The organism is Cellvibrio sp. QJXJ, assembly GCF_024452345.1.
Classification (GTDB): Bacteria; Pseudomonadota; Gammaproteobacteria; order Pseudomonadales; family Cellvibrionaceae; genus Cellvibrio.
The window spans coordinates 2,243,449-2,268,306 of the sequence record NZ_CP101662.1 but is presented as its reverse complement, the minus strand read 5'-3'; the positions used below and the strand labels follow the sequence as shown (position 1 = coordinate 2,268,306).

At 49.2% G+C, this 24,858-nt stretch carries 15 protein-coding genes; 12 read left to right on the top strand and 3 right to left on the bottom strand.

Going from position 1 to position 24,858, the window contains the following annotated elements:
* The first annotated feature begins 6 nt into the window (after window positions 1-6).
* The 3 genes from NNX04_RS09855 (at window position 7) to NNX04_RS09845 (ending at window position 5,284) form a co-directional block, all read left to right on the top strand.
* Window positions 7-2,814 carry a TonB-dependent receptor gene (locus NNX04_RS09855; RefSeq protein WP_225318460.1) on the top strand — a complete coding sequence of 936 codons (2,808 nt, stop codon included), beginning with the start codon at window positions 7-9 and terminating at the stop codon, window positions 2,812-2,814.
* 179 nt (window positions 2,815-2,993) lie between these two features.
* Entirely contained in the window at window positions 2,994-4,496 is a 1,503-nt protein-coding gene (locus NNX04_RS09850) for a tryptophan halogenase family protein (protein WP_261948312.1), read from the top strand.
* A 17-nt stretch (window positions 4,497-4,513) separates the two neighbouring features.
* On the top strand, window positions 4,514-5,284 hold the full coding sequence (locus NNX04_RS09845) for a SapC family protein (protein ID WP_261948311.1): 771 nt from the start codon (window positions 4,514-4,516) through the stop codon (window positions 5,282-5,284).
* 46 nt (window positions 5,285-5,330) lie between these two features.
* Here the strand turns inward: NNX04_RS09845 and NNX04_RS09840 are convergent, their stop codons facing one another.
* Window positions 5,331-7,388 (bottom strand): glycoside hydrolase family 97 protein, encoded by a 2,058-nt coding sequence (locus NNX04_RS09840; RefSeq protein ID WP_261948310.1) that lies wholly within the window; start codon window positions 7,386-7,388, stop codon window positions 5,331-5,333.
* A gap of 240 nt (window positions 7,389-7,628) precedes the next feature.
* On the opposite strand from NNX04_RS09840, the gene NNX04_RS09835 reads away from it, so the two are divergent.
* From NNX04_RS09835 to NNX04_RS09800, 7 genes are all read left to right on the top strand, one after another.
* The gene (locus NNX04_RS09835) at window positions 7,629-8,663 is read left to right on the top strand and encodes a LacI family DNA-binding transcriptional regulator (RefSeq protein ID WP_261948309.1); all 1,035 of its coding nucleotides are present in this window, start codon (window positions 7,629-7,631) and stop codon (window positions 8,661-8,663) included.
* Window positions 8,664-9,078: 415 nt separating this feature from the next.
* Window positions 9,079-11,973 carry a TonB-dependent receptor gene (locus NNX04_RS09830; RefSeq protein ID WP_007646158.1) on the top strand — a complete coding sequence of 965 codons (2,895 nt, stop codon included), beginning with the start codon at window positions 9,079-9,081 and terminating at the stop codon, window positions 11,971-11,973.
* A gap of 230 nt (window positions 11,974-12,203) precedes the next feature.
* Complete coding sequence (locus NNX04_RS09825) at window positions 12,204-13,718, top strand: tryptophan halogenase family protein (protein ID WP_261948308.1); 1,515 nt, start codon at window positions 12,204-12,206, stop codon at window positions 13,716-13,718.
* On the top strand, window positions 13,711-15,213 hold the full coding sequence (locus NNX04_RS09820; RefSeq protein ID WP_261948307.1) for a tryptophan halogenase family protein: 1,503 nt from the start codon (window positions 13,711-13,713) through the stop codon (window positions 15,211-15,213). The genes NNX04_RS09825 and NNX04_RS09820 overlap by 8 nt, the downstream gene beginning before the upstream one ends.
* Before the next feature lie 345 nt (window positions 15,214-15,558).
* Window positions 15,559-17,928 (top strand): LamG-like jellyroll fold domain-containing protein, encoded by a 2,370-nt coding sequence (locus tag NNX04_RS22830; protein WP_315973087.1) that lies wholly within the window; start codon window positions 15,559-15,561, stop codon window positions 17,926-17,928.
* 80 nt (window positions 17,929-18,008) lie between these two features.
* Window positions 18,009-18,593: a hypothetical protein gene (locus NNX04_RS09805; RefSeq protein ID WP_261948306.1), complete on the top strand. Its 585-nt coding sequence runs from the start codon at window positions 18,009-18,011 to the stop codon at window positions 18,591-18,593.
* Between the two features lie 224 nt (window positions 18,594-18,817).
* A complete protein-coding gene (locus tag NNX04_RS09800) occupies window positions 18,818-20,773 on the top strand; it encodes an amylosucrase (RefSeq protein ID WP_261948305.1) in 1,956 nt (651 codons plus the stop codon).
* 54 nt (window positions 20,774-20,827) lie between these two features.
* Here NNX04_RS09800 and NNX04_RS09795 read toward each other — a convergent pair whose 3' ends face one another.
* Together NNX04_RS09795 and NNX04_RS09790 are read right to left on the bottom strand one after the other, a co-directional pair.
* Complete coding sequence (locus tag NNX04_RS09795; RefSeq protein WP_007646171.1) at window positions 20,828-21,091, bottom strand: hypothetical protein; 264 nt, start codon at window positions 21,089-21,091, stop codon at window positions 20,828-20,830.
* A 224-nt stretch (window positions 21,092-21,315) separates the two neighbouring features.
* Window positions 21,316-22,383, bottom strand: coding sequence for an arabinan endo-1,5-alpha-L-arabinosidase (locus NNX04_RS09790; RefSeq protein ID WP_261948304.1), 1,068 nt, complete (start codon window positions 22,381-22,383; stop codon window positions 21,316-21,318).
* Between the two features lie 103 nt (window positions 22,384-22,486).
* Between NNX04_RS09790 and NNX04_RS09785 the strand changes: the two genes are divergently transcribed.
* Together NNX04_RS09785 and NNX04_RS09780 are read left to right on the top strand one after the other, a co-directional pair.
* Window positions 22,487-23,638, top strand: coding sequence for a glycoside hydrolase family 43 protein (locus NNX04_RS09785; protein WP_261948303.1), 1,152 nt, complete (start codon window positions 22,487-22,489; stop codon window positions 23,636-23,638).
* Between the two features lie 72 nt (window positions 23,639-23,710).
* Window positions 23,711-24,820 carry an aldose epimerase family protein gene (locus tag NNX04_RS09780; protein ID WP_261948302.1) on the top strand — a complete coding sequence of 370 codons (1,110 nt, stop codon included), beginning with the start codon at window positions 23,711-23,713 and terminating at the stop codon, window positions 24,818-24,820.
* Window positions 24,821-24,858 lie beyond the last annotated feature (38 nt).

The window sequence follows — 24,858 nt, the reverse complement described above, 5'->3', positions numbered from 1 at the left end:
AAACACATGTTTACATTCAATAAAGTTGCTTTTGCCGTACGTAGCGTAATTGCGGCATCGGCTGTAGTTGCCAGCACTGCGCAAGTAGTGGTTGCGCAGGAAAATTCACCTGGCGCAATGGAGGAGATTACTGTCACAGGTATTCGTGCCAGTTTGACGCGCTCCCTGGATATCAAGCGGGAGGCAAATACGGTTGTTGATTCTATTTCGGCGGAGGATGCGGGTAAGTTTCCCGATTTAAACGTTGCCGAATCGTTGCAGCGTATCACTGGTGTATCGATTGATCGCAGTGGCGGTGAAGGGCAGGCTGTAACCGTTCGCGGTCTTGGTCCCCAATTTAACAATGTCCTCGTAAATGGTCGCCAAGTTGCCAATGACAGTGGTGGCCGTGAATTTAATTTTGATGTGCTCTCTACCGATTTAATCAGTGGTGCTGACGTGTACAAAAGCACCAACGCCACCATGCAAGATGGCGGTATTGGCGCCACGATCAATATCTCAACTGCCAAGCCATTGGATAACCCCGGTTTACAACTTCTGGGTTCTATTAAGGGAACCTATGAAACCCTTTCTGAAAAAACATCGCCTGGTTTTACCGGCATGATCAGCCAAACATTCATGGATGATACTTTTGGTGTTCTCGCCGCGTTCAGTCACGAAGAGCGCGATGTCAATATCAATAGCGTTAGAACGGCGACCTGGCGTCCGGGATTGGATTTGAAAAATGCGGATGAAGTGATAGCCAGCAATGTCAGCATACCCCGCAACTGGGCTCAGGTAGTGGATGCCCAAAGTCGCACCCGAGACAATGCTAATCTGGTTTTCCAATTTGCGCCAAGCGAAGACCTTGCCATTACCCTTGACGGATCTATGTCGAAGTTTGAGGTAGATTCACTGGTAACTGATTTATCTGCTTGGTTCGAGCCTTCGCGTATTTCACAAGCAACGGTAGATCCAACGACTCGCACTGCGCTTTTCTTCGAGCAACAAACAGGGATATTTACTGATGGTGTGGGTGATCCGTTTGTTGATCTGGTAAGTAGTACAACAGCCAGTCGCGATGTCACCAATATTCAAACTGGTTTAAATATCGAGTGGCAAATCACTGAAAAATTACAGTCATCCTTTGATATTTCCCGGTCAACAGCGGAAAACGATCGCGCTGGTAAAAACCGCTTCAATGTAATGGGAATCAAAGATAGCAATTCTTTTGATTCCACGACGAGTGTCCCTGTTGTTCAGTTTGAGCGTTTGGTGGGTGGAAATAATCTCCCTGCATCAGAAGCAAAAGCGCACTACTCGGAGATCAATGGCGCAACCAACAAAGATGCAATCAATGAATACAAAGTTGATTTTGTCTATGAGGCAGATGCAGGTGTATTCCAAAAACTCAGTTATGGCGTTTATCGCCAAGAGCGTGAGAAAGAATATTTCCAAAAAACCAATGGAGCCTTATGCAATATTTATTGTGGCTACAATATTCCAGTGCCTGAAGCCTTATTAGAGTCATTCACTGCCGATAATTTTTTTGCGGGTGCTCCTAAAGAATATTGGACATACGATGGTGACGCCTATATCGATTGGATGGTTTCTGAAGAGGGTATGGCTACTGCTGCAAATACCTTGGGCAGATCAATTGAAGATATTCGATCCGAGTTCTACGATGAAAATGGAAATTTAACTGCGACCACCGCTAATTTGCGCGATGATCGTTACACCATCAATGAAGATGTCTCTAGCGTCTATGTTAATTTCGATTTCGAGGCCGAAATTGCTGATATGCCTGTTTACGCAAACTTCGGTGCACGTTATTCGAAAACTGACATCACTGTTGCTGCAATTCAGTCAAATGTTCTGGATATAGTACCAACCGCTGATCCGACATTTTTTGATCATGTATTCAGTGAGCCTACTGCGCTGAGTGATGGCGGTAGTTACGCCAATCTTCTTCCAAGCCTAAACGTCAAAATGGAACTGACTGAAGACATGGTGCTGCGTTTTGCCAAATATGATTCTATTACCAGACCTACTATGAGCGAGCTTTCTCCCGCCACAAGTTATTCTGTACCAAGAAATCAGGCATTGTTTGCATCGGGTGGCAACCCAGCGCTAAAACCATTCAAATCCGCTAACTGGGATGTTTCCTATGAGTGGTATTACGGCGAGTCCAGCGCGCTTAGCGTTGCATTTTTCAGCAAGGAGATTGAGGACTTCATCGTAAATCTCTCTGGCCTTGAAACTATCACCATGGCGAACCGCCTCAATACACCCAATAACATTTGTGCTACTTGCGATGGAACGGAGACATCTGCAGAACTTTCAGGTTCAACTGAGCAGTATCTTGTTTCCAGACCGCAAAATGGTGAAGTTGCGGATGTAACGGGGTTTGAATTTGGTGTCACTCATACATTCGACAGCGGTTTTGGTTTTATCGTGAACGCGACTGTGGTTGATAGTAATGCAAGCTTGGGTGGCGATACAGCAACAACATTTGCACTGGAAGGGCTAGGCGATTCTCAAAACCTGGTAGTGTTCTACGAGGCTGATAACTGGCAAGCTCGTGCTGCATTTAACAACCGTGAACCCTTCTTGCGTTATGTCGATAATGGCAATGGCGAACCAGTCAATGGTGGAAGTTATGGGCAGCTTGATTTGAGTGCAAGTTATGATCTTAATGACAATGTCACTGTGTTTGTAGAAGCAATTAACGTCACTGAAGAGGAGCTGTATCAATATGGACGCTCCAGAAATCAAGTCTTCTCCGTGGAAGATAATGGTTCACGCTATGCACTTGGCGTTAGAGCCAAGTTCTAAAATCGGATGTGAGTAGTACCGACTCTGGCGCATTATTATTCAGGGTTACTTGGGCTCCTGCGTGTAGTTAATGCACGCAGGAGTTCACTTAAAAATGTTAAGCAGGTTAAAAAAGCAGACTATCAGTCCACACAATAATTAACGCGCGTTTATCGCGCATTTACAGGGCCGCTAATATTATGAAAATAATTATTGTAGGCGGAGGGACCGCAGGTTGGTTAACTGCTGCAATTATTGCAGCACAACACAATGGCCACTTGCCTGGGGCCCCTGAGCTTGTTCTTGTCGAATCCGAAAATGTACCTACCATCGGTGTCGGTGAAGGTACTTGGCCAACCATGAGAAACACTCTTAGTAGCATCGGCTTAAAAGAGTGTGATGTATTTAAACGCTGCAACGCTGCCTTTAAACAGGGCGGAAAATTTGTTAACTGGGTAAATGGAAATAATGATTACTACTATCACCCATTTACTGTTCCTACCGGTTACGGTCGCATTGATCTCGCTCCCTATCTTTCTGATATTACTAACTTCGCTACGCTGACCAACTTCCAGCAAGATGTCTGTGAGGCAGGACTGGCGCCGCGCACTTTGGCGGAGCAGGAGTACCAAGGTTCCTGTAATTATGGCTACCACCTTGATGCCGCCGCTTTCGGTGTGCTTCTGAAAGAAAAATGCATCAATGATTTTGGCGTGACGCACATTGTTGATGACGTGAAACGTGTTGCTGTTTCTCCAAATGGCGAGATTATGGGTTTAACTCTGGAAAACCAGGGTGAGATATCGGGCGAGCTTTATATAGACTGCAGTGGAATGCATTCAATTTTGCTTGGAAAGGCGCTCAATGTACCTATGGTTGATGTCAGTGCAGTGTTATTTAACGATAGGGCTTTGGCAGTACAAGTGCCGTACCCCAGTGACGCCGCGCCGCTTGCCTCGCATACTATTGCGACAGCGCAAAATGCCGGGTGGATTTGGGATATAGGTTTAACATCCCGCCGTGGTGTCGGTCATGTTTATTCAAGTCGCTATTTGTCCGATGATGAGGCGGAGTCAAATCTGCGCCGCTATATTGGTGACGCTATGAATACTTTAACTCCTCGAAAAATTGAATTTAATTCAGGTTATCGTGCTGAATTTTGGAAAAATAATTGTGTTGCTGTAGGCATGGCGGCGGGATTTGTTGAACCACTTGAAGCAACAGCCATTATGCTCGTGGAATTATCCGCGCGTTACATAGCCGATAATCTTATACCCGATAGTGCGGCTACCCGAGTGATAGCTAAACGGTTTAACGAGCAAATGCATTATCGCTGGCAGCGAATTATTGATTTTCTTAAATTACATTACATGTTGACAAAAAGGCAGGAGCAATATTGGAAGGATCACACCAACCCTGAAACAATTCCCGACTCGCTTAAAGATGATTTAGCTATTTGGCATTGCCGTGGCCCGAGGGTAGAGGATTTTAAAAGTGCCTATGAACTTTTTCCGGCTGCCAGCTATCAGTATGTAATCTACGGTATGGGATTCAAACCTGAGTTTGAAAAGCAGGAGTATCTTTATCAGCGAAAAAATGAAGTGGAAAGCATACTGAGGCGAACTCAACAATTAACAACGCAGTTGTTACAAAACCTACCGCCGCATCGCGAATATATTGCGAAGTGGCTGTCCCAACATTAAGTGCCAGGTAATAAATAATGACGCAATTGGTGGAGCTTGATCCGAACATTCATGGCGATTTAAAACTATCTTGCGCAGCCCCCATCCTTTTTGCTCAGGCACAACATTTAATGGGGGTGCGGGTAACGGAAATTGACAAGGCAGTGAGCAGTTTTCCAGTGTTTTTTGTGCGCAGCGCGCAAACAGGTACGTTATCGCTTACTGCGCTAACCAGCTTTCGCGCAGGTGAAAACCTTTTTATAGAAAATCAGAAATGGCGCGCAACTTATACACCCGTTGAAATGAAAATCTATCCCTTTTCACTGGTGCCATCAGCAAACGCTGAAAAAGGTTATGCGCTTGCCGCAGACCTTAATAGTCTCGCTCTACAAACGGAATCTGGCGAACCCCTATACGAAGCTAACAAAATGGAATCGCTTTATTTATCCAAAATTAAAGCGACCCTTGAGGCGGAGATTAAAAATGAAGCCCTCACTCGTCAATTTTTGCAAGAAATTGATAGGCTCGGCCTAATTTCCCCTATCGTAATCGAGCTTCACTTCGAGGGCGGCGCAGTTGAAATCATTAATGGCCTCTGCACCGTGGCGGAAGAAAAACTTAACTCGCTCGCAGACGATTTGCTCATGGCTCTCAATAAAAAAGGTTATCTACTGCCATTGCACGCTGCACTTATATCGCTGTTTCAGGTGAATGATTTAATTAACCGCTTCAACCGGAAGTGCCAAGGTCTAAAAATAGAAAATATCAATCTGAAACTTGATCGTGGCACCAGTGGGTCATTCCAGTAAGACCCTTGGCAGTGTCACCCTACAAGTGTCATTCGGTTTACGCGGCCTAACGCCGCGTAAACCGAATCGCCGTTCCCCCACCCGGTTTTAAATCCAGCTCCAAGGTGCTTTTTGCAGTCACCTTTATCCGTTTGATTTCATAGGCTTCAGGGTTGGTTTCCCAATCGGCGTCTTTGCCGTCGCGGTATATCTGGGCTTCATAGCGCGCTTTGGGGTCGAGGAAGTCCAGTTTTACTTCAAGTTGGCGTGCGTCCTGATTGGTGATGGCGCCTAGATACCAGTCGGGGCTCTGTTTATCTTGGCGGGCGACTACCAAATACTCTCCCACTTCACCTTGCAATGCGCGGCTCTGTTTCCAATCGGTGGGTACGTCATCGATAAATTGGAAGGCGGGGTGGCCGGCGTAGTTCTCGGGTAAATCCGCCACCATTTGCAGCGGGCTGTAGAGCACCACGTAGAGCGCTAGTTGGTTGGCGAGGGTGGACGGGACGCGGTTGTGGGGGCGATGTTTTTTGTAATCGAAGTTGAAGATGCCGGGGGTGAAATCAATCGGGCCGGACAGGCCGCGCGTGAAAGGGATGATGGTGGTGTGGTCGGGCATATTGCCAGTGTCAGGGCTGCCGCCGTTGTACTCCATGCCGCGTACACATTCGCGTGTCATCAGGTTGGGATAGGTGCGGCGCAGGCCGGTATCGGTCACGGTTTCGTGGGCATTAACCATCACTTTATGGCGCGCTGCGGTATCAACCACCCGCTGGAAGTGATTGACCATGTATTGGCCGTGGTGCCATTGGTCGCCGTCAATGCGTGTGCCGACGTAGCCCATTTTCACACTGTGGATACCGAGTTTTTCATAGTAGCCAAAGGCGGCATCCATCTGCTGTTCGTAGTAGGTCACACCGGCGGCGGTCTCGTGATGGCCGATAATTTCCACGCCTTTTTCGCGGGCGTAACGGGTAACTTCTTCCAAATCCAAGCCGACGACAGGCTCATCAAAAATAAAGGTCGGCGTGCGTTTCCACCATTCACCTTCCCAGCCTTTGTTCCAGCCTTCGATAAGTACACCGCTAATATCGTGCTGGGCTGCAAAGTCGATATATTCCTTGGCGCGCGCGGTAGTGGCACCCTGTTTGGGGCCGGGGCTCCAGTCCTTCTCGCCAATGTGCATCTCCCACCAAATACCCATATATTTACCGGGTTTAATATAGCTGCCTGGTTTGGTGTAGCTATTGTCGCTCTGGAGTGTTTCAGGTTTGGGCGGTTCGTTCAGGTTGAGGGTTAGGTAGGAGTTGAGCAGGTCGATGGCTTTGGGCGCGATTTGAATCGTGCGCCAAGGGGATTGCATGGGCGCGGCGGTGCGCACCTTGTCGCCATTGGGCCAGGGCACCAGATCCACTTTCAGGGTTTTGGTGTTATCGCCCACCATGCGCAGGGTCATGCTGGCGTAGTTCACCAGCGCCGCCTCGTGAATAGCCAAGGCATAGTGGCGCGCTTCCAGAGTGATGGGAGTGAAGGCGACATCCACCGAGCTGAGCGCTGATTTTAAATATTGGTATTCCGGCCCCCAGTTGCGATAGGCGGGCAGCCACCATGCGTGGCTGTTTTCCGCCAGTACAAACTCGGTGAGTTCATCCTCAATCACAAATTCTTTCAGCTTCGCTTGGGTGGGAATTTCGTAGCGCAGGCCAATGCCGTCGTTAAAGGCGCGCAGTACCAGGGTTAATTGCCGTGGGCTGGCGCTGGTTTCAATCAACTCCAGCCGTAATTCACGGTAGTGTTCGTTGATGGTTTGTTGTTCGCCCCAGGGCTGTTGCCAATCCTGGTTGTATTCACGCTCGCTGTGTTTGCGCAGCACCATCTGCTCGCCCAAGGCTTGTTGGCCTTTGATTTTTAACCCGAGGCGGGAGCGATTTACCACCGGCCTGCCGGCATAAGACACGGCGTAAAACACCCCCTCCGGTTTCACTTCCACTTGTAATTGGATCTGTTGATCCGGTGAACTGAGAGAGTAATGAGGTGTGCTGACAACTGTTTCGGCATGGCTCAAACCTGCCAGCAAGGCGATGGTGCCCGCTAAAAAGACGAATAAAGAACACTTGTGCATGGGGCATCCTCGCGGCCGGGGGATAGTTGATAAGAGTTGTTTTTATACTAGACGCTATTTTTAATTTACTAATTAAACCAATGTTATTAAATTGTGGCAAGTCAATCCGTGTCGGTTCCAGGTCAGCTTGCAACCGGTTGTATGGTTATTGTCAATAAAACAAATTATGATGCCAATTGAGATCTGCGTTTTATCCCTTTGAAATTGCTTCATTAATTCGTGACTGGTAATTGGTGTGTTATGGCAATAGCAGAACCCGGCGTCAAAAAATCCGCCCTGAAAATGACCGACCTTGCCCGTATGGCGGGGGTATCTAAATCCACTGTGTCGCGTGCGTTGCAAAACAGCGAACTGGTGAATCTGGAAACACGGGAAAAAATTCAGGCGTTGGCCAAAGAGCACAATTACCGGCTGAATACCCAGGCGCGCAATTTTCGCTTGAAAGAGTCGCTCACCATCGGGGTTGTGATTCCCTCCGCTGAGAGCGCTAGCTGGCAAATTACTGACCCTTTCTTTCTGGAGTTGCTCGGTGCAATTTCTTTCAATTTGATCGAACAGGGGCACGAGATGTTGTTCTCGGGGCTAAGCCTGCATGCGGTCGCCAGCGGTGACGATGGTTTGCGCCGCATCAACTGTGACGGTTTAATTGTGGTGGGGCAGGCCGATTGCCACGAGGATTTGAATCGTATTGCCGATGGTCATACCCCTATGGTGGCCTGGGGCGCCAAGTTACCAGATCAACGCTATTGCACCGTCGGTGGCGACAACCGGCGCGGCGGTGAATTGGCAACCCAGCACCTGTTGGCGCGCGGCTGCAAACGCATTGCAATTATTGGCGATTGGGCTACACCGGAAGGATTGCTCCGTTACGAGGGCTATCGCGCGGTATTGGCAGAGGCCAATATTGCACCTGAACCGGCGCTGGAAATTATTCTGGACAGCGCCCGCGACAGCCATCGCCAAGCCGCTTTGCGCCTGTTGTCGAGCGGCCATGAGTTTGATGGGCTGTTCTGCCTGAGTGATGCCATCGCCATGGCGGCGATTAATGCACTCAATGAACACGGCGTGGCAGTACCTGGCGACGTGGCCGTGGTGGGGTACGACGATATCTCCCTGGCGCGCTACTACACGCCCTCCATCACCACGGTGTATCAGGATCGTGAACTCGGCGGCCGCTGGTTGGTAGAAAAACTGCTGAAAATGATTGATGGCGATCTGGTTGAATCTGCCTACTTACCCACCGACATAGTGCTGCGTAATAGCAGCCTCCGCTAGATACTCTCCAACAAAGGCAACCGGCACACTCGCATAAGCGAGCGTTCTGGTTTGCGATAACAATCCCCGCCAGTGATCTCCGCGCTCGCAACGGCAGCACCTGCCCGCAAACTCCTATTTCCACCCGTTTTCTTCCCTAAAGCAGTCATTGTTGCACCCAAAATAGCGCTCAACTGCTGTTCAATAATTACTCTCAAATGCTAACTAATGTAACCACTGTTGTTTTTGTCGCTTAATGCAACCGGTTGTTTCTTTGGGTAGCACTGGTTTTTCGCTAATCGATGGTCAAATTGTAACCTTCCGTAGCAATGCTAAATATTCGCGGAACTTTTTTTGCTTTCGGCCTCAGTTGTTCTACATTACAACCGGTTGCAAAGAATTTTTGCGGCACATAAAAACACATCGGGAGAGAGACATGAAACACAACACACTATTCAAGCCTGCCATTTTGTCACTGGCTGTCGCGGCAGCGACCAGTGGTTCCGGCTTGGTATTCGCACAAGACACTACCAGTCAGGACGCCTCAAACGTAGAAGAGGTGATGGTGACCGGTATCCGTGCGAGCTTGATGCGCGCCCAGTCGATGAAAATGGAAAACACCTCCATTTCTGAAGCCCTGGCGGCGGAAGATATTGGTAAATTGCCCGACTCATCCATTGCCGAATCGCTGGCACGTCTGCCAGGTTTGGCCGGTGAGCGTAAAGGCGGCCGTGTAAGCGGTATCTCTGTGCGCGGTTTTAAAGAAGACTTCGTGGGCACCACCCTGAATGGCCGTGAGCTGCTGGGTATTGGTGACAACCGCGGTGCCGAGTACGACTTGTACCCTTCTGAAATTATGTCTGGCGCGGTGATTTACAAATCATCCGAAGCCAAATTAACCACCACCGGTATTGGTGGCACCGTGGATCTGCGCACTGCGCGCCCACTGGATGTATCCCCCACCGTGACTTTTAACGGTTCTTACGAAATGGCGTCGCAGGGTTCAGATAACCCCGAGTTCGACGACGATGGCAACCGTTACGCTATTGGTTTCTCACAACGCTTTGCCGATGACACCATCGGTTTGGCCATGGCCTACGCCTCTACCGAATCGCCTACTAACCAACGCAAATACGGCGTTTGGGGTTACAACGAAGATGAAGACACCGGTCGTTTTGTGCCGAGCGGTTTGGACATCATGGCGATCTCTTCCGTGTTGGAGCGCGACACTGTGTCGGCGATTTTCCAATACCGCCCCAACGATGACCTGGATATAGTCATCGATGCATTGGACATCGACTACAGCGATTACGGTGTGATTCGCGGTTTTATCGAACCCTTCTCAGTGGGCTCTCTCACTGCAGGTTCAGGCGCTTTTGATGCAACTGGCACTCAGGTTAACGCCAACCCGGTATTGCGTACCGACCCTAAAGAGATCCTCGGTGAACTGCAAACCGTGGGCTTAAACCTCAAATACAAACTGAACGATGTTTGGTCTGTTCATTTGGATGTGGCTGACAGCGAATCCAGCAAAACCGATACCCGCGGTGAAAGTTATGCCGGTCTGGGCCGTTCAGGTTCATTGACCAATGCGCAATTAGGTTCGCGCACCTTTGAAATGAGCCAGGGTGGTGTGTTCTTTACCGGCATTTCCGGTATGGATTTCAGCGATTTCGACGCCATCAAACTGACCGGCCCACAAGGTTGGGGTGGTTCTTTGGCGGCTGAAGCCGACGTGTTTGAATCCAATGTGGAAAAAGCGGCGGGCGGTGGTGTTTACACCTACGAAAACGCGCAGGACGGCTTCCTCAACTCCGGCGTATTTGATGAGAGCTTAACCACCATCAAATTCGAAGTGGCTGCAGAGTTGGATACCAGCTTCCTCACCGGCGTAACGGTGGGTGCTTACTACAGCGATCGCGAAAAATCCAAAGTGAACGACGGCTTCTTTGCCACCTCACCCACATACCCCTACGGCAATGGCACCGGTGTAGTGGATGAAGTGATCCCCGAGAAATACCGCTACGGTCTGGCTGACTTGACCTGGGCTGGTTTGGGCATGGTTGTCGCCTATGACGGTTATGCACCCTACAAAGATGGCTATTACTACCAAACCTCAGCGGCAACGCTGGAGCCGGATCGCTTGGGCGATACCTATGTAGTCACTGAAGAAGTCACTACTTTCTACGTTCAAGGTGATTTCAATACCGATGTCAGTGGCATCAACGTATTTGGTAACGCCGGTTTACAAGTCGTGGATACCGACCAGGCATCGACCGGTTTCATCGGCTTGGTGAATGAAGAGTTCCGCGTTGATCCTATCGTGGCTGAAGGTGGCGCTAGCTACACCAAAGTACTGCCTAGCTTGAACGTCAGCGCTGAAGTAGCCGAGTCGCAGTTTGTGCGTTTTGGTGCATCCAAAACCATCAGCCGCGCGCGTATCGACCAAATGAAAGCCTCCGGTTTCGTGAAATACGACCAAAACATCGACATCCTCTTGTCCGAGGATTACGAAGCGGAAACGCCATGGTCCAAGTTCCAGGGCGCGCCTACACTGCGTCCGTTGGAATCCAACAACCTGGATCTGGCTTACGAAAAATACTTTGCGGAAGACGGTTATGTATCCGTAACCTATTTCTACAAAGACCTGGTTAACTGGACCCGTGAAGGCCAAACCGTTATCGATTTCACTAACGATGCGACCAATGACGGCGCCAACTACTACATCCCGGCGTTCCACAACAAAACTGTACAAACCGATGGTACCTACGGCCCGAACGATGTATTCCTGACTGCCGGTACTGTAGTGGCACCTGCACAGTTCCAAGGTTACTCATCATCGTTTGAAGATGGCTTGAAAGGTAATGTGGACGGTTGGGAGCTGACGGCTAACGTACCGCTGAACCTGTTGAGCGATGCATTGGACGGTTTCGGTTTTGCAGCATCCAGCGCGTTTATCGATGCCAAACTGGATGATGGCTCTGCCATTCCCGGTCAATCGGATGAGGTTCACTCGCTGACCGTTTACTACTCCATGAACGGTTTTGAAGTGCGTGTGGCGGGTACCGATCGTAGTGATTTTGCAACCTATCAACGCGGTGGTAGTAACAAAATTGAAAACGCCAATCGCAATGGTGTGCAGTTGATCGACGCCCAAATCAGTTACGACTTCTCCGAGTCCAACTTCACCGCGCTGGACGGCTTGCGTATCTCGTTACAAGGTACCAACCTGACCGACGAGGATGAGGAAGATGTAGGTGATCAAGGTATAGTGACTGCTCGCCGCGAGTTTGGTCCAACCTACATGGTGAACGTGAACTACTCGTTCTAAGTTTATTGTTGTAGGTACGAGCAAGTTGTTTTGGAAAACCTCACAGCGCAATCTGTGAGGTTTTTTTATGGCGCGGGCTGAATAATTAGGCTCGCGCTGAAATACCAACTATTGTTAAAAGCATAAGTAACCTCTAGGTATGTTGATAAATATACCTATCGTCATGGCCGCGAATGCGTGTATCTACGTAGCAGTGCAACAAAAATAATAGGCAGCAATACGGAATCTGAATGAACAACATCATTAAAAAAATTGTGATTGCCGGTGGCGGTACCGCTGGCTGGATGACGGCAGCGCTATTAAAAAAAGTGTTGCAGCAGCGGGTAGAGATTCAACTGGTGGAGTCGGAAGAGATCGGCATCATCGGTGTGGGTGAAGCGACTATTCCTCCCATCCAAACCTTTAATTCTGTGCTCGGTTTACATGAACCGGAATTTTTGCGCGAGACCAAAGCCACCATCAAAATGGCGATTCGTTTCGACAACTGGAAACAGCAGGGCGATAGCTACTACCACACCTTTGGTGCCCCCGGCACTACCATCGGTTTTAGCGCCTTTCAACACTATTGGCTGCGCGCACAAAAACAAGGCTTGAACACATCAATTTGGGATTACGATTTAAATTATCTCTGCTGCGAGGCCGGTGTATTCGGCAAATTCGACGGCAAAGATCCGCTCTATCAAGTGCCTTACGCTTACCATTTTGACTCCGCACTTTACGGCCGCTATTTGCGCAAAATCAGCGAGCAGGCGGGTGTTGTGCGCACCGAAGGAAAAATCCGCGAGGTGCGGTTAAATACAGATAGCGGTTTTGTAGAAACGCTGCTTATGGAAAATGGCAGTGAAATTCAAGGCGATTTATTTATCGACTGCAGCGGAATGCGTGGCCTGCTAATTCAAGGTGCATTACAAACCGGTTATGAAGATTGGAGTCACTGGCTGCCTTGCAATCGCGCGCTGGCAGTGCCCTCGGAACGCTTTGAAAAAACCTTGCCCTATACGCGCTCCATTGCGCACAAAGCTGGTTGGCAGTGGCGCATTCCGCTTACCCATCGCAATGGCAATGGTTTGGTCTATAGCTCACACCATTTAAGTGACGATGAAGCGACCACTATTTTATTAAGTAATTTGGATTCAACTGCGCTCGCCGAACCTAAACCGATAAAATTTAAAACCGGCCGCACTTTACAACAGTGGAACAAAAATGTGATTGCAGTGGGTTTGTCGAGTGGATTTTTGGAGCCGCTGGAATCTACCAGTATTCATTTAATTCAATCGGCCATTGTGCGGCTGTTAAAACATTTTCCCAATGCGGGCATCAGCCAAGCGCAAGTGAATGAATACAATCGGGACTCCAAACACGAATACGAAACCGTGCGCGATTTTATTATTCTTCACTATCACCTCAACGAACGCGCCGATAGCGAGTTTTGGCGCTACCTGCGCAATATGCCCATTCCCGAACGCCTTGCGCACAAAATTGCGTTGTTCCAAGAAACCGGCGCAGTCATGAATGATCCCGGTGATATTTTTCTGGATTCTTCCTGGCTGCAAGTGATGATGGGGCAGGGCATTATGCCGCGCGATTATCACCCCACCGCAGATATTCCCGGCGCGGAACAATTGCAGTCCATGCTTGCGCGTATCGCCAGCACCAAACGCCAGCCACTCACACAATTGTCTAGTCACGATGAATTTTTGCATCAATACGCTGGCGTAACACGCGCAGGTATAAACCGTGGATAAACTGTTGCGCATCGTTATTTTAGGCGGCGGTACCGCCGGGTGGATGGCTGCCAATTTATTTGCCAAACGCTGGTCGCGCGAACAAGTGCAAATCACACTGATGGAATCCCCTGAAATTCCTATCATTGGTGTAGGTGAAGGTTCAACGCCCTCGTTAAAACGTTTTTTTAAACAGTTGGATTTACCCGAACAGGAATGGATGCCCGCGTGCCACGCCACTTACAAAACCAATATTCGTTTTGTGGGCTGGAGCCCCGCGTCGAGCATGCAGGAATATTCACATCCCTTTTATTCCCAGCCTGACGTATTTAATGAGCGCGCTTTTTTTACCAACTGCCGTACCCGCCGTTTGGGGTTGGATGTGGTAACCGACCCCGAAAAGTTTTTTATCAATGGTGAATTGGCGCGGCAGGGAAAGGTGCCCATCGCGTCGGCTAATTTTCCCTTTCAAATGGAATACGGTTATCACTTTGATTCGCAGTTGCTGGGCCGCTATTTGGCCGGTGTAGCTACGGCGCGGGGAGTGATTCATCACCAAGCGAAATTAGCAGAGGTGTTGCGCAATGATCGCGGTGAAATTACCGCCCTGCAAACCGATGCCGGTGATTTTATCGCGGGTGATTTTTTTATCGACTGCACTGGTTTTGCGTCGCTGTTAATGCAAAAGGCATTAGCAGTGCCATTTCATTCTTATCAACAGCAATTATTTAATGACAGTGCGGTGGTAATGCCCACAGCTGCACTGGAAAAACCTCCGGTAGAAACGCGCTCCACGGCGTTAAGCGCAGGTTGGTGTTGGCAAATTCCGCTTACCCATCGCACCGGCAATGGATATGTATATAGCAGCCAATTTATCAGCCGCGATCAAGCCGAAGCAGAATTTCGCGCGCACATCGGCATGAGTGAAAGTGCGCAGGAGTGTCGCCATTTAACCATGCGCGTCGGGCAATTAGCGCAACACTGGTCGCACAATTGTGTGGGGCTCGGATTATCGCAAGGTTTTATTGAACCGCTGGAAGCCACCGCATTGCATTTGGTGCAGCTCACCATAGAAGCCTTAATGGACGCGCTGGATGAACACAATTTTACGAGTAATGGGCGCGATAATTTTAATCGCACCGTCGCCAATCATTTTGACGGTGTGCGCGATTACATAATTGCGCACTATAAATTAAATACCCGTGGCGTAAATAATTCGCTCGGCAGCGATTACTGGCGCGCGAACCGCGACAACAAACAACTGCCCGAATCGCTGCTGCAAATTCTGGATGTCTGGTATCGCTGCGGTGATTTGGCTGCAGAGCTGGCACAGCGGAAAATCAAACCAGCATTCAACACCGCCTCCTGGCATTGCCTACTCGCCGGTTACGGCGCATTTCCCCCACTCGCCGCTAATCAACCGGGGCAGGGCAAGGGAGATTTATATCGCGAGTGCGAAGTGAAAAAGTTTGTGGAAGGCTGCGCGCTGAATTTTCCCACTCAGCAGAAATGTTAGAGCTGCAAATCTGTGGTCACTTGGTGGATGTTTAGTCTTCCAAGCTGATTCCTCTGTGGCAACACGATTTCCACAACGCTCTAAAAACCCCTGATACTAACAACTACAAATTATAAGATAATAATAAATTATGATTGAGATATGTTTTGGCGCGTGACACACTAATCCGGCTATAAAAATAACGCTTTTATATCGTTTCAGCTAAAAAAACCTGTTTTTGTACAGATTATCTGCATTTTTTCTTGGCGATCTTATCGCTGGGTGAGTTTCTGTACCTGTTAGTTTTTAAATTGTCAGACATTAAGGCGAAATAATCATAATTATTGCTACTTCTGGAGAGAATCGATGAAGTTCATAACCCAACCCCAATCCCGACGTTTGGCGGCTTTGTTGGCTTCGGCCTTAGCGCTGGGCGGTTTAGTGACCAGTATGAGTGCGCAGGCGCAGTTGGCGCCGGTGAGCGCGCCCACCTTTCTTAATGCTTCGGTACACGACCCTTCGGTTATCCGCGTGGATAACAATTACTACGTGTTTGGCTCCCATTTGGCAGCGGCCAAGTCGCCGGATTTGTTGCAGTGGACTTCCATCGCCGATGGCGTTAGTCCGCAAAACCCGCTGTTTACCAATGTAGTGACCGAGCTGGCAGAGACCTTCAGTTGGGCGGAGACGAATACCTTATGGGCAGCGGATGTTGTTCGGCTCGCCGATGGCAAATTTTATATGTACTACAACGCCTGCCGGGGCGATGCGCCGCGTTCGGCGATGGGTGTCGCGGTGGCTGATTCGGTGGAGGGGCCTTATGTGGACAAGGGGATTTTCCTCAAGTCCGGCATGTGGGGTTTGCCCAGTGAAGACGGCACCATTTACGACGCACGCAAACACCCTAATGCGGTTGACCCGCATACTTTTTTTGATGCGCAGAATAATTTGTGGATGATTTACGGTTCTTATTCCGGCGGGATTTTTATTCTCAAACTTGATCCGCAAACAGGTAAGCCGCTGCCCAACCAGGGTTACGGTAAACACTTGATGGGCGGTAATCACAGCCGTATTGAAGGTGTGTATGTGCTCTACAGTCCGCAAACCAATTATTACTATATGTTCAGCTCCTTCGGCGGCTTGGATGCGGTGGGTGGTTACAACATGCGTGTTGCGCGTGCGACTGCGCCGGACGGCCCTTATTACGATGCGCAGGGCAACAATATGGCGAGCGTGAAAGCGAATCCCGCGCTGCCTATTTTTGATGATGCAAGCATCGCGCCCTTTGGTGTGAAACTGATGGGCAACTTTTTGTTTGAGCGCAAACTCGGCGAAGTGGGTACCGGCATAGGCACAGGTTATGTATCGCCCGGTCACAACTCGGCGTACTACGATGCCGCGAGCGGAAAATATTTTTTAATTTTCCACAGCCGTTTCCCCGAGCGCGGCGAAGCGCATGAAATTCGTGTGCATCAGATGTTTATGAATGCCGATGCATGGCCGGTAGTTGCGCCTTATCGCTACGCCAATGAAACGCTGGGCACCGTACGTCGCGATTTTGTGGTGGGCGATTATTTGTTGGTGAATCACGGTAAAGATATTTCCGCGACCATTAAAAAATCCCAACATATCAGCTTGAATAGCAATGGCACAGTCACTGGCGCGGCAACCGGTAGTTGGTTATTGGTGGGTAATAATCAGGTGGAAATTAATCTGGCCGGTGCACCTACTTACAAAGGTGTGGTGGTGAACCAGTGGGATGAAACGGCAAAAACTTACACCCTGACTTTCTCCGCGTTATCCAATCAAGGCGTGGCGATTTACGGCAGTAAATTATTAAAGCGCACTGATTTGCAAATCGTGAATGCAATTAAAACGGAATTAAACCTCGGTGATACTTCGGCCATCACCAGCAACCTCATGCTGCCAACTAGCGGCGCACGCAATGCCACTATTACCTGGGCATCATCGAACCCGTCAGCAGTTAGCACCACGGGTGTGGTGACTCGCCCGGAAAATGGTGCGGGTGATGCCATGGTGACACTCACCGCGAGCATCAAAAAAGGCACTACCACAGCGACGAAAAATTTTGTGGTAGTGGTGCGTGAAAAATCGATTGGCGGCCTGATTGCACACTATGCGTTTGATAATAATTTGAATGATGCAACCGGTGTTTTGGCGGCAGGAAACGTGAGCGGTGCGCGTATCGATTGGCTCGGCGGCAACCTGAGTTACACCAGTGGTGTGCAGGGCGCAGCAGCGGTGTTTGATGGCAATACCGGCGTGCGTTTGCCCAACGGCATTATCAGCTCCAATAATTACACCGTTTCACTCTGGTTGAACCCTACGGAACTGAATGCGTTTACCACCAGCTTTTTTGCCGCACGCACTACCGATTCCTGGGTGAGTTTATTGCCAATGGGGCATGGCTGGGTTAATGGCAATACCATGCTCTGGTCGGGCACCGCGTGGTACGACGCAGGTTTGGGCATGAATATTCCCGCAGGCCAGTGGTCGCACTTGGCGTTCACGGTGAATAACGGCGCGCTCAATGTGTATGTAAATGGCGTGAAAAGATTCAGCGGCACCAACTTCCCGAATATTTTTACCACCACCAATGGCATTTTTTCACTTGGTGTGAACTGGTGGGATGTGCCCTACAAAGGCGCGATGGATGAGCTGCGTATTTATGAAACGGCATTAACTGAAAGCCAAATTCAAAGCCTGGCATTCTAGGTTTTTGCTGAAAATATTTCAGTCATACCCGCGCACGCGGGTATCCATAAACATTCTTGTTATAAAAAGTGAGTGAAAAAATGAAAGTATTTATTGGAAGTGTGTTGTTAATGTTTGCGGCGCAATTTGCCAGCGCAGCGGTAATTGATTTTGATGATCTGGGGGAAGAATCCTTCGCGCAAATTGGTGATGGTTACGGCGGCTTTAATTGGAATGTAATCGGCGCCCTGAGCGGCAGTGATTACTCTGGCACTGGTTTGGATACGGCGGTCGTCTCCGGTACTAATGTTGCGTTTAATGCATTTGGTGCCTGGTCGTCTATCGATTTGGCAGGCGCGGGCAGTTTTGATTTTATCGGCGCCTGGTTTGGGTCTTATTTATTTGAACAGGAACTCGCGTTTGAAGGTTGGTTGGATGGTGTGTTGGTGTACAGCACCTTGGACACTTTTGTAATAACGCCCGAGAGCGCAAGTTGGATTCAATTGGATTGGGCGGGTATAGATCAGCTGATGATTTACAACAGTCTGGCTGACTGGGGAGTTAGCTGGGGTATGGATGATTTCACCGTAGAAATCCATCGCCCGGCGAATGTGCCTGAGGCATCGGGCTTGGTATTGCTGCTAATGGGGGTTTTGGGCGTAGGTGTGTTGCGCCGCCGCGCATAATTGGTCGATTAACTTTTTCAGTGTTAATTAAGAAGTTATAAATTTTAGTTTCTTAAAAACGCCAGCCGGATAAACCTGCGCTGGCGTTTTTATTTGTGGCGAATCTCCCGCTGTTTTCGGCAGCAATCGCTGCTGTCCTGTCTATACTCTTTTTATTCATATCCTGCCAGTTGGTGTAAAACCCAGTGGTCGCTAATGTATAAATTTATAGTCGGGAAGACACTATGAATCCTGTTAAAGAAATAAATCCAGCAAGCGAAAGCAAAAAATGTTTAACCCGTGTTCTTGGTGCTATCGATTTATCGTCGCTCACTAAAACTGATCACAAAGTATTTTTATCCCGCCTTGAGCAACATTTTCCCACTTTGTTTGAATTGTTGTTGCAGGTGTATGACAAACACTACGACTTGCACTATCACCTGCAGCAATTGGTGCAAACCCTCGCCAGTAATTTTGCCCAGCGCAAAGCGCGCCTGAAAAAGAAAGATAAACAGCGCCTTGCTGATCCGCTTTGGCATAAATCGGAACAGATGCTGGGCATGGCCTGTTACGTGGATTTAATGGCCGGTGATTTAAACGGGCTGCTGGCAAAAATCCCCTATTTCACCGAGTTAGGGCTGACCTATTTGCATTTGATGCCGCTCTATAAATCCCCCGAGGGCGATAGTGACGGGGGTTATGCCGTGTCGGACTATCGCTGCGTGAACCCGGCGCTGGGTACCACCAAAGACTTGCAGGTATTGGCGGAAGCGCTGAACGATGCGGGCATCAGCCTGGTTTTGGATTTTGTGTTTAATCACACGGCGGATGATCATGCCTGGGCCAAAGCGGCGCGCGCTGGTGATGCGGAATTTCAGGATTATTATTTAATGTTTGATGATCGGCGTATTCCCGATCAATACGATGCGACCCTGCGCGAAATTTTCCCCAGTGTGCGCCGTGGCAGTTTCAGTTATTTGCCGGATATTGATAAATGGGTGTGGACGACTTTTAACAATTTCCAGTGGGATTTAAATTACGGCAATCCTGCCGTGTTCCGCGCGATTGTGGATGAAATGTTATTCCTCGCCAACCTCGGCTGCGATTCCCTGCGGCTGGATGCTTTGGCGTTTATTTGGAAAGACATGGGTACAGTGTGTGAGAATCGTCCCAAGGCCCATGCGCTAATCAAAGCCTTTAACTGCTGTTTGCAAATTGTCGCACCGGCGGTGGTATTTAAATCTGAAGCGATTGTGCACCCGGATGAGGTGGTGAAATATATCGCGCCCACGGAATGCCAGCTCTCCTACAACCCGCTGCTAATGGCGCTATTGTGGAATAGTTTAGCCACGCAAAAAACGCGGTTAATCACCCAAAGTTTAAGTCACCGCTTTGAAATAAATCCACACTGCAGTTGGGTCAATTATGTGCGCTGCCACGACGATATCGGCTGGACGTTTGACGATGGCGATGCGGCGCATTTGGGCATTAATGGTTACAATCACCGGCTGTTTTTGAATCAGTTTTACACGGGTCGTTTTGAAAATTCGTTTGCGGTGGGCTTGGGTTTTCAAGAAAATCCGGAAAACGGTGATTGTCGTGTGTGCGGTTCACTGGCATCACTCGCTGGGCTGCAACAGGCATTGGAACGCAATTCCCCGGCATTAATTGAGCTGGCAATTAAACGCATCTTGTTATTGAACAGTGTCATTTTAAGTATCGGCGGCGTACCGCTGCTGTACGCGGGCGATGAATTGGCCATGCTTAATGATTACAGTTTCCAGTCTGACCCTCACAAATTGCACGACGCACGCTGGGTGAATCGTCCGCGTATTGATGAACCAGCGCTTGCACTCGCGCACAAACCCGGCACACCGCAATACACCGTTAATGTGGGTTTGCGCAAAATGATTGCGGCGCGTAAAAAACATGCGGTATTTGGCAACGCCAGTACCCATATTTTGCGTACCGGTAATGACCATTGTTTTGCTTATTTACGGCAAGCGGATAATGGTGAGCGGTTATTAGCGATATGTAATTTCAGTGCGGCTGAGCGCGAGATAAATGCAGACATATTGCACAATTTATTGCCCGCGCGTGAGGTGATTAACCTGATTGATCACAAACCCTTGGTCATGGATTTTAGCAAGCCGCTGGTGCTTAGGGCGTATCAGGTAATGTGGTTGTATTTTCCAGGTTAACTATTTTCAATAGATACCCGCGTTTGCGGGTATCGAAATTTTTTGACCTGAAAATTACTGGCGCGATTGGCGGCGCTGCAATAAATCGGCGATGGGATCGGCAGAGTTTAATTGTGCATCAATTAAATCGGCTTGGGCGCGAGTTTGGTGTAGCAGTGACATTAACAGCCGCACCTCATCGTACATTTCGCCGTGGGTTTCATTGCACAGGCGGCGCCCCATTTCCTGCGCCAGGCGCATCACTTCAGCCAACTCACGTGCAGTTTCACCCTGTTCTTCACGCAGCCACTTGGCGTGGTTGATGTTGTCGTGTTTCATGGCGCTTCTCCTAATTGATCCTGTTCCTTTATCAAGGTTGTGGCGGGTAAACAACTATCTACCCGCCACAGCTATATCCTCGTTAAAGCCTAGACCTTTCAGGAGTGTTAAACAAAGAGTTAAAACTAATAACCCCGCGGAATTCCAATCAAAAAGTTATGAGCTATTTAGTTAAACTCGCACAAAAGGTTTAACGCGCCACACCACACAAGCTTACTTTTTTCTTATTTAACTCGTTTACTTTGGTATGTATCCAACTCTTTCGGGTCAACCATGGGCCAGCCTTCTTTGTCCCAGCTGATGTTCATGATCTTGAGTTTTTGTAAATATTTATCAGCGGTTTCATAGGCGTGTAGCACCAAATAATCTTTACCGTCCCATGAATAGGCGCTGTTGTGGCCGAGGCCGACCCAGTTTTTATTGCCGAGTAGTAACAAGCTGCCGCCGCCTTGGTTCATGTCGCGGCCAGCGCGGTCAAGGTAGGGGCCGGTGACATTTTTGGAGCGGCCTACGGCGAGGTGATAAGTGGATTCACCGCGTTTACAGCAGAGGCCCCAGCTTACGAATAAATAGTAGTAGTCACCTTTGCGCAGAATAAATGGCGCTTCAATTTCACCGGGGCCGGCGTTAACGTCGGTGCCGGTAGGAACCTGATCACGGCGCGCTATGCTGTGCCACTCTTGTGGTTCGGCAGGGCGGGTGAGGTCGCTGTTTAATTTAAAAATTTTTAAACCACTCCAGAAAGAGCCAAAACTCATCCAGGCTTGGCCTTGTTCATCAAAAATTACTGCGGGGTCGATTGCGTTCCAGTTGTCGCGGTTGGGCACCGATTCAATCACTATGCCTTTATCTTCCCAGCGGTAGTCGGGCGATTTGGGATCCAGCGTTTTATTGACTGTCACACCAATTGCTGAGGTATTTTTGCCAAAGGCGGATACCGAGTAATACAAATAAAACTGGTTGTTATGTTCGATCACATCGGGCGCCCAGAGGTGACCATCAAAGCTTGGCGACACCGATTTGGCCCAAGTGGGTTGGTCGGCAAAGGCGCGGTCAGAGAAAGTCCAGTTCACTTTGTCTTTGGAGCTGTAAATAGTGATGCCGGGGCCGGTGCTGAACAGATACCAGGTGTCGCCTTCGCGTGCCATCACGGGGTCGTGCACATCCACTTGTTTGGCTTGGGCAACCGATGCTCCAAATAACAGGGCGACGGCGTTGAGGAGCAGCGCAGCGGTATAACCAACGCGGGCAGCAGCTTGGCGGAAACGGGTGAGGGGGGCTGTATTTACCATAGTTAACTCTCTTATAGGTCGATTTCTCTCAATATGTAATATAATATTATTCCATTAAAAATAACAGTTAACCGGTGTAAAGCCGGGCACAGGAGAATCATCCATGAAGTTTATTGCTATTCAATCGCACACCTTCCACTTGTTATCCCTGAGCAGTTTGCGCATCGCCGCCGTGGCGTTGGGTAGTTTTTTATTGGCGGCTTGTGGGGAATCTCGCGCACCGGTCGGTTCAGCTGAGTCAGCCGCTACCAGTGAATCTGTTGCGGCCAGTGCATCGTCAGTAGTTGGTGATATCAAACCGGAAACCGCGAGTGATGTACCGGTGGCCTTGGTGCCGCAGCGTGCTGACCCGCAAATTTATCGCACCGAATCGGGCCATTACTATTTTATTGCGACAGCGCCCAAGTTTGATCGTATTCAGTTGCGCAGCTCACCTAGCTTGTTGGGTATTGGCAGTGCAGAAGAAGTGACCATTTGGGAAAAGCATGAATCCGGCCCGATGAGTGAAAATATTTGGGCGCCGGAATTACATCGCTTTAACGATACCTGGTACATCTATTTTGCCGCTGGTGAAAAAGGTGTGGGGGGCAGTATTCGCATGTATGTGTTGGCCAATGAATCGGCCGACCCCATGCAGGGTGAATGGAAAGAATTGGGTCTGGTAAAAACCGCGCGCGATTCCTTCTCGCTCGATGCCACCGTGTTTGAGCACAAAGACCAGCGCTATTTGGTGTGGGCGCAACGTGACCCGGAAGGTACCATGAATTCCGCGCTCTATATTGCCACACTGGATTCGCCTACTCAGGTTGGTGCACTGGAAGTGGAAATTACCCGCCCGACATTGGATTGGGAAATTCAAGGTTATAAAGTGAATGAAGGTGCAGCGGTGATTATTCGCAACGGTAAAATTTTTATCAGCTACTCGGCGAGTGCTACTGACCATCGCTATGCGGTAGGGTTGGTCTGGGCCGATGTGGATGCAAATTTGCTCGATAAAAATTCGTGGAATAAATCGCCTGAGCCGATTTTTTTCACCAACGAAAAACTCAAGCGTTTTGGCCCTGGCCACAATAGTTTTACCCTGGCGGATGATGGTAAAACCGATGTGCTGGTATATCATGCGCGCGATTACGCCGAGCTACAGGGCACACCGCTTACTGATCCCAATCGCCACACCTATATTCGTGAACTGGGTTGGACAGCCGAGGGGTTCCCCGACTTCGGACAAGACCAACCCGATGCCCTTGCTCCCTGAGCGCATGGGTTTGAAGCCCGGCGCACCGAGCGCCACGCCTCTACTAATACTTCAACTACTATGACAGCAGCTATGACAACAACTACAGCACCACTATCGGCAACAACATCTACAACAATGATTGCGCAAAAATTATTTGGCACTACTCCTGCGGGCGAAGCGGTAAACGAATTTACCCTCACCAATAAACTGGGTAGCCGGGTAAGTATTATTACCCTCGGCGGTATTATTACCGAGTGGCACATGCGCGATAAAAACGGCGCGCTCGGTGATGTAGTGTTGGGGTTTGACACCCTTGAACCCTACCTTGAGGTAGGCCCTTATTTTGGTGCACTGATTGGCCGCGTGGGCAACCGCATTGCCAATGCGCAATTTACGCTGGATGGCACGACCTATAAATTAACTGCTAACAATGGCAGCAATAATTTACACGGCGGCCCTCAGGGGTTTGATAAAAAAGTCTGGAGCGCTACCACCGCTGAAGATGCAAATGGCCCGATATTAAAATTGCATTTGCTCAGTGAAGATGGCGACCAGGGCTTCCCCGGTAATTTGAGCGTGACTGTCACTTATCAATTCACCCATAGCGATGAATTGATCGTGGGTTATTTCGCTACTACCGATAAAGCCACGCCGGTAAACCTCACCCAGCACAGTTATTTTAATTTGGCTGGTATTGGTACTGACTCAGGTGCGACTATTCTCAATCACAAAGCGCAGATATTTGCCGATCACATTAACGCGGTAAACCAAGCGGCAATTCCGGTAGGTGAACCAATGCCGGTTGCCGGAACACCGTTTGATTTTCGCGAGCCGACGTTAATTGGCAGTCGCATTAATGATGAGCACGAGCAGATAAAAAATGGTTTTGGTTACGATCACAATTTTTTGATCAATCAAAAAACCTACAAAGAATTAACTCTGGCTGCGCGTGTTCAAGAAGAAACTTCTGGCCGAGTACTGGAAGTATTCACTGAAGAACCGGGCGTACAATTTTATTCCGGTAACTTTTTGGATGGCACTCTCACGGGTAAAGGTGTCACCTATAAAAAGCGCAGCGGTTTTTGTTTGGAGCCACAACACGCTCCCGATTCGATTAACCAAGCACAATTTCCATCGATAGTGTTGCGCCCTGGTGATGAATATAAAACCCGCACCATTTTTAAGTTATCAGTTAAGTAATTATTCGGAGTGGGGCGGAGTCGCGCAGCACTCCGCCG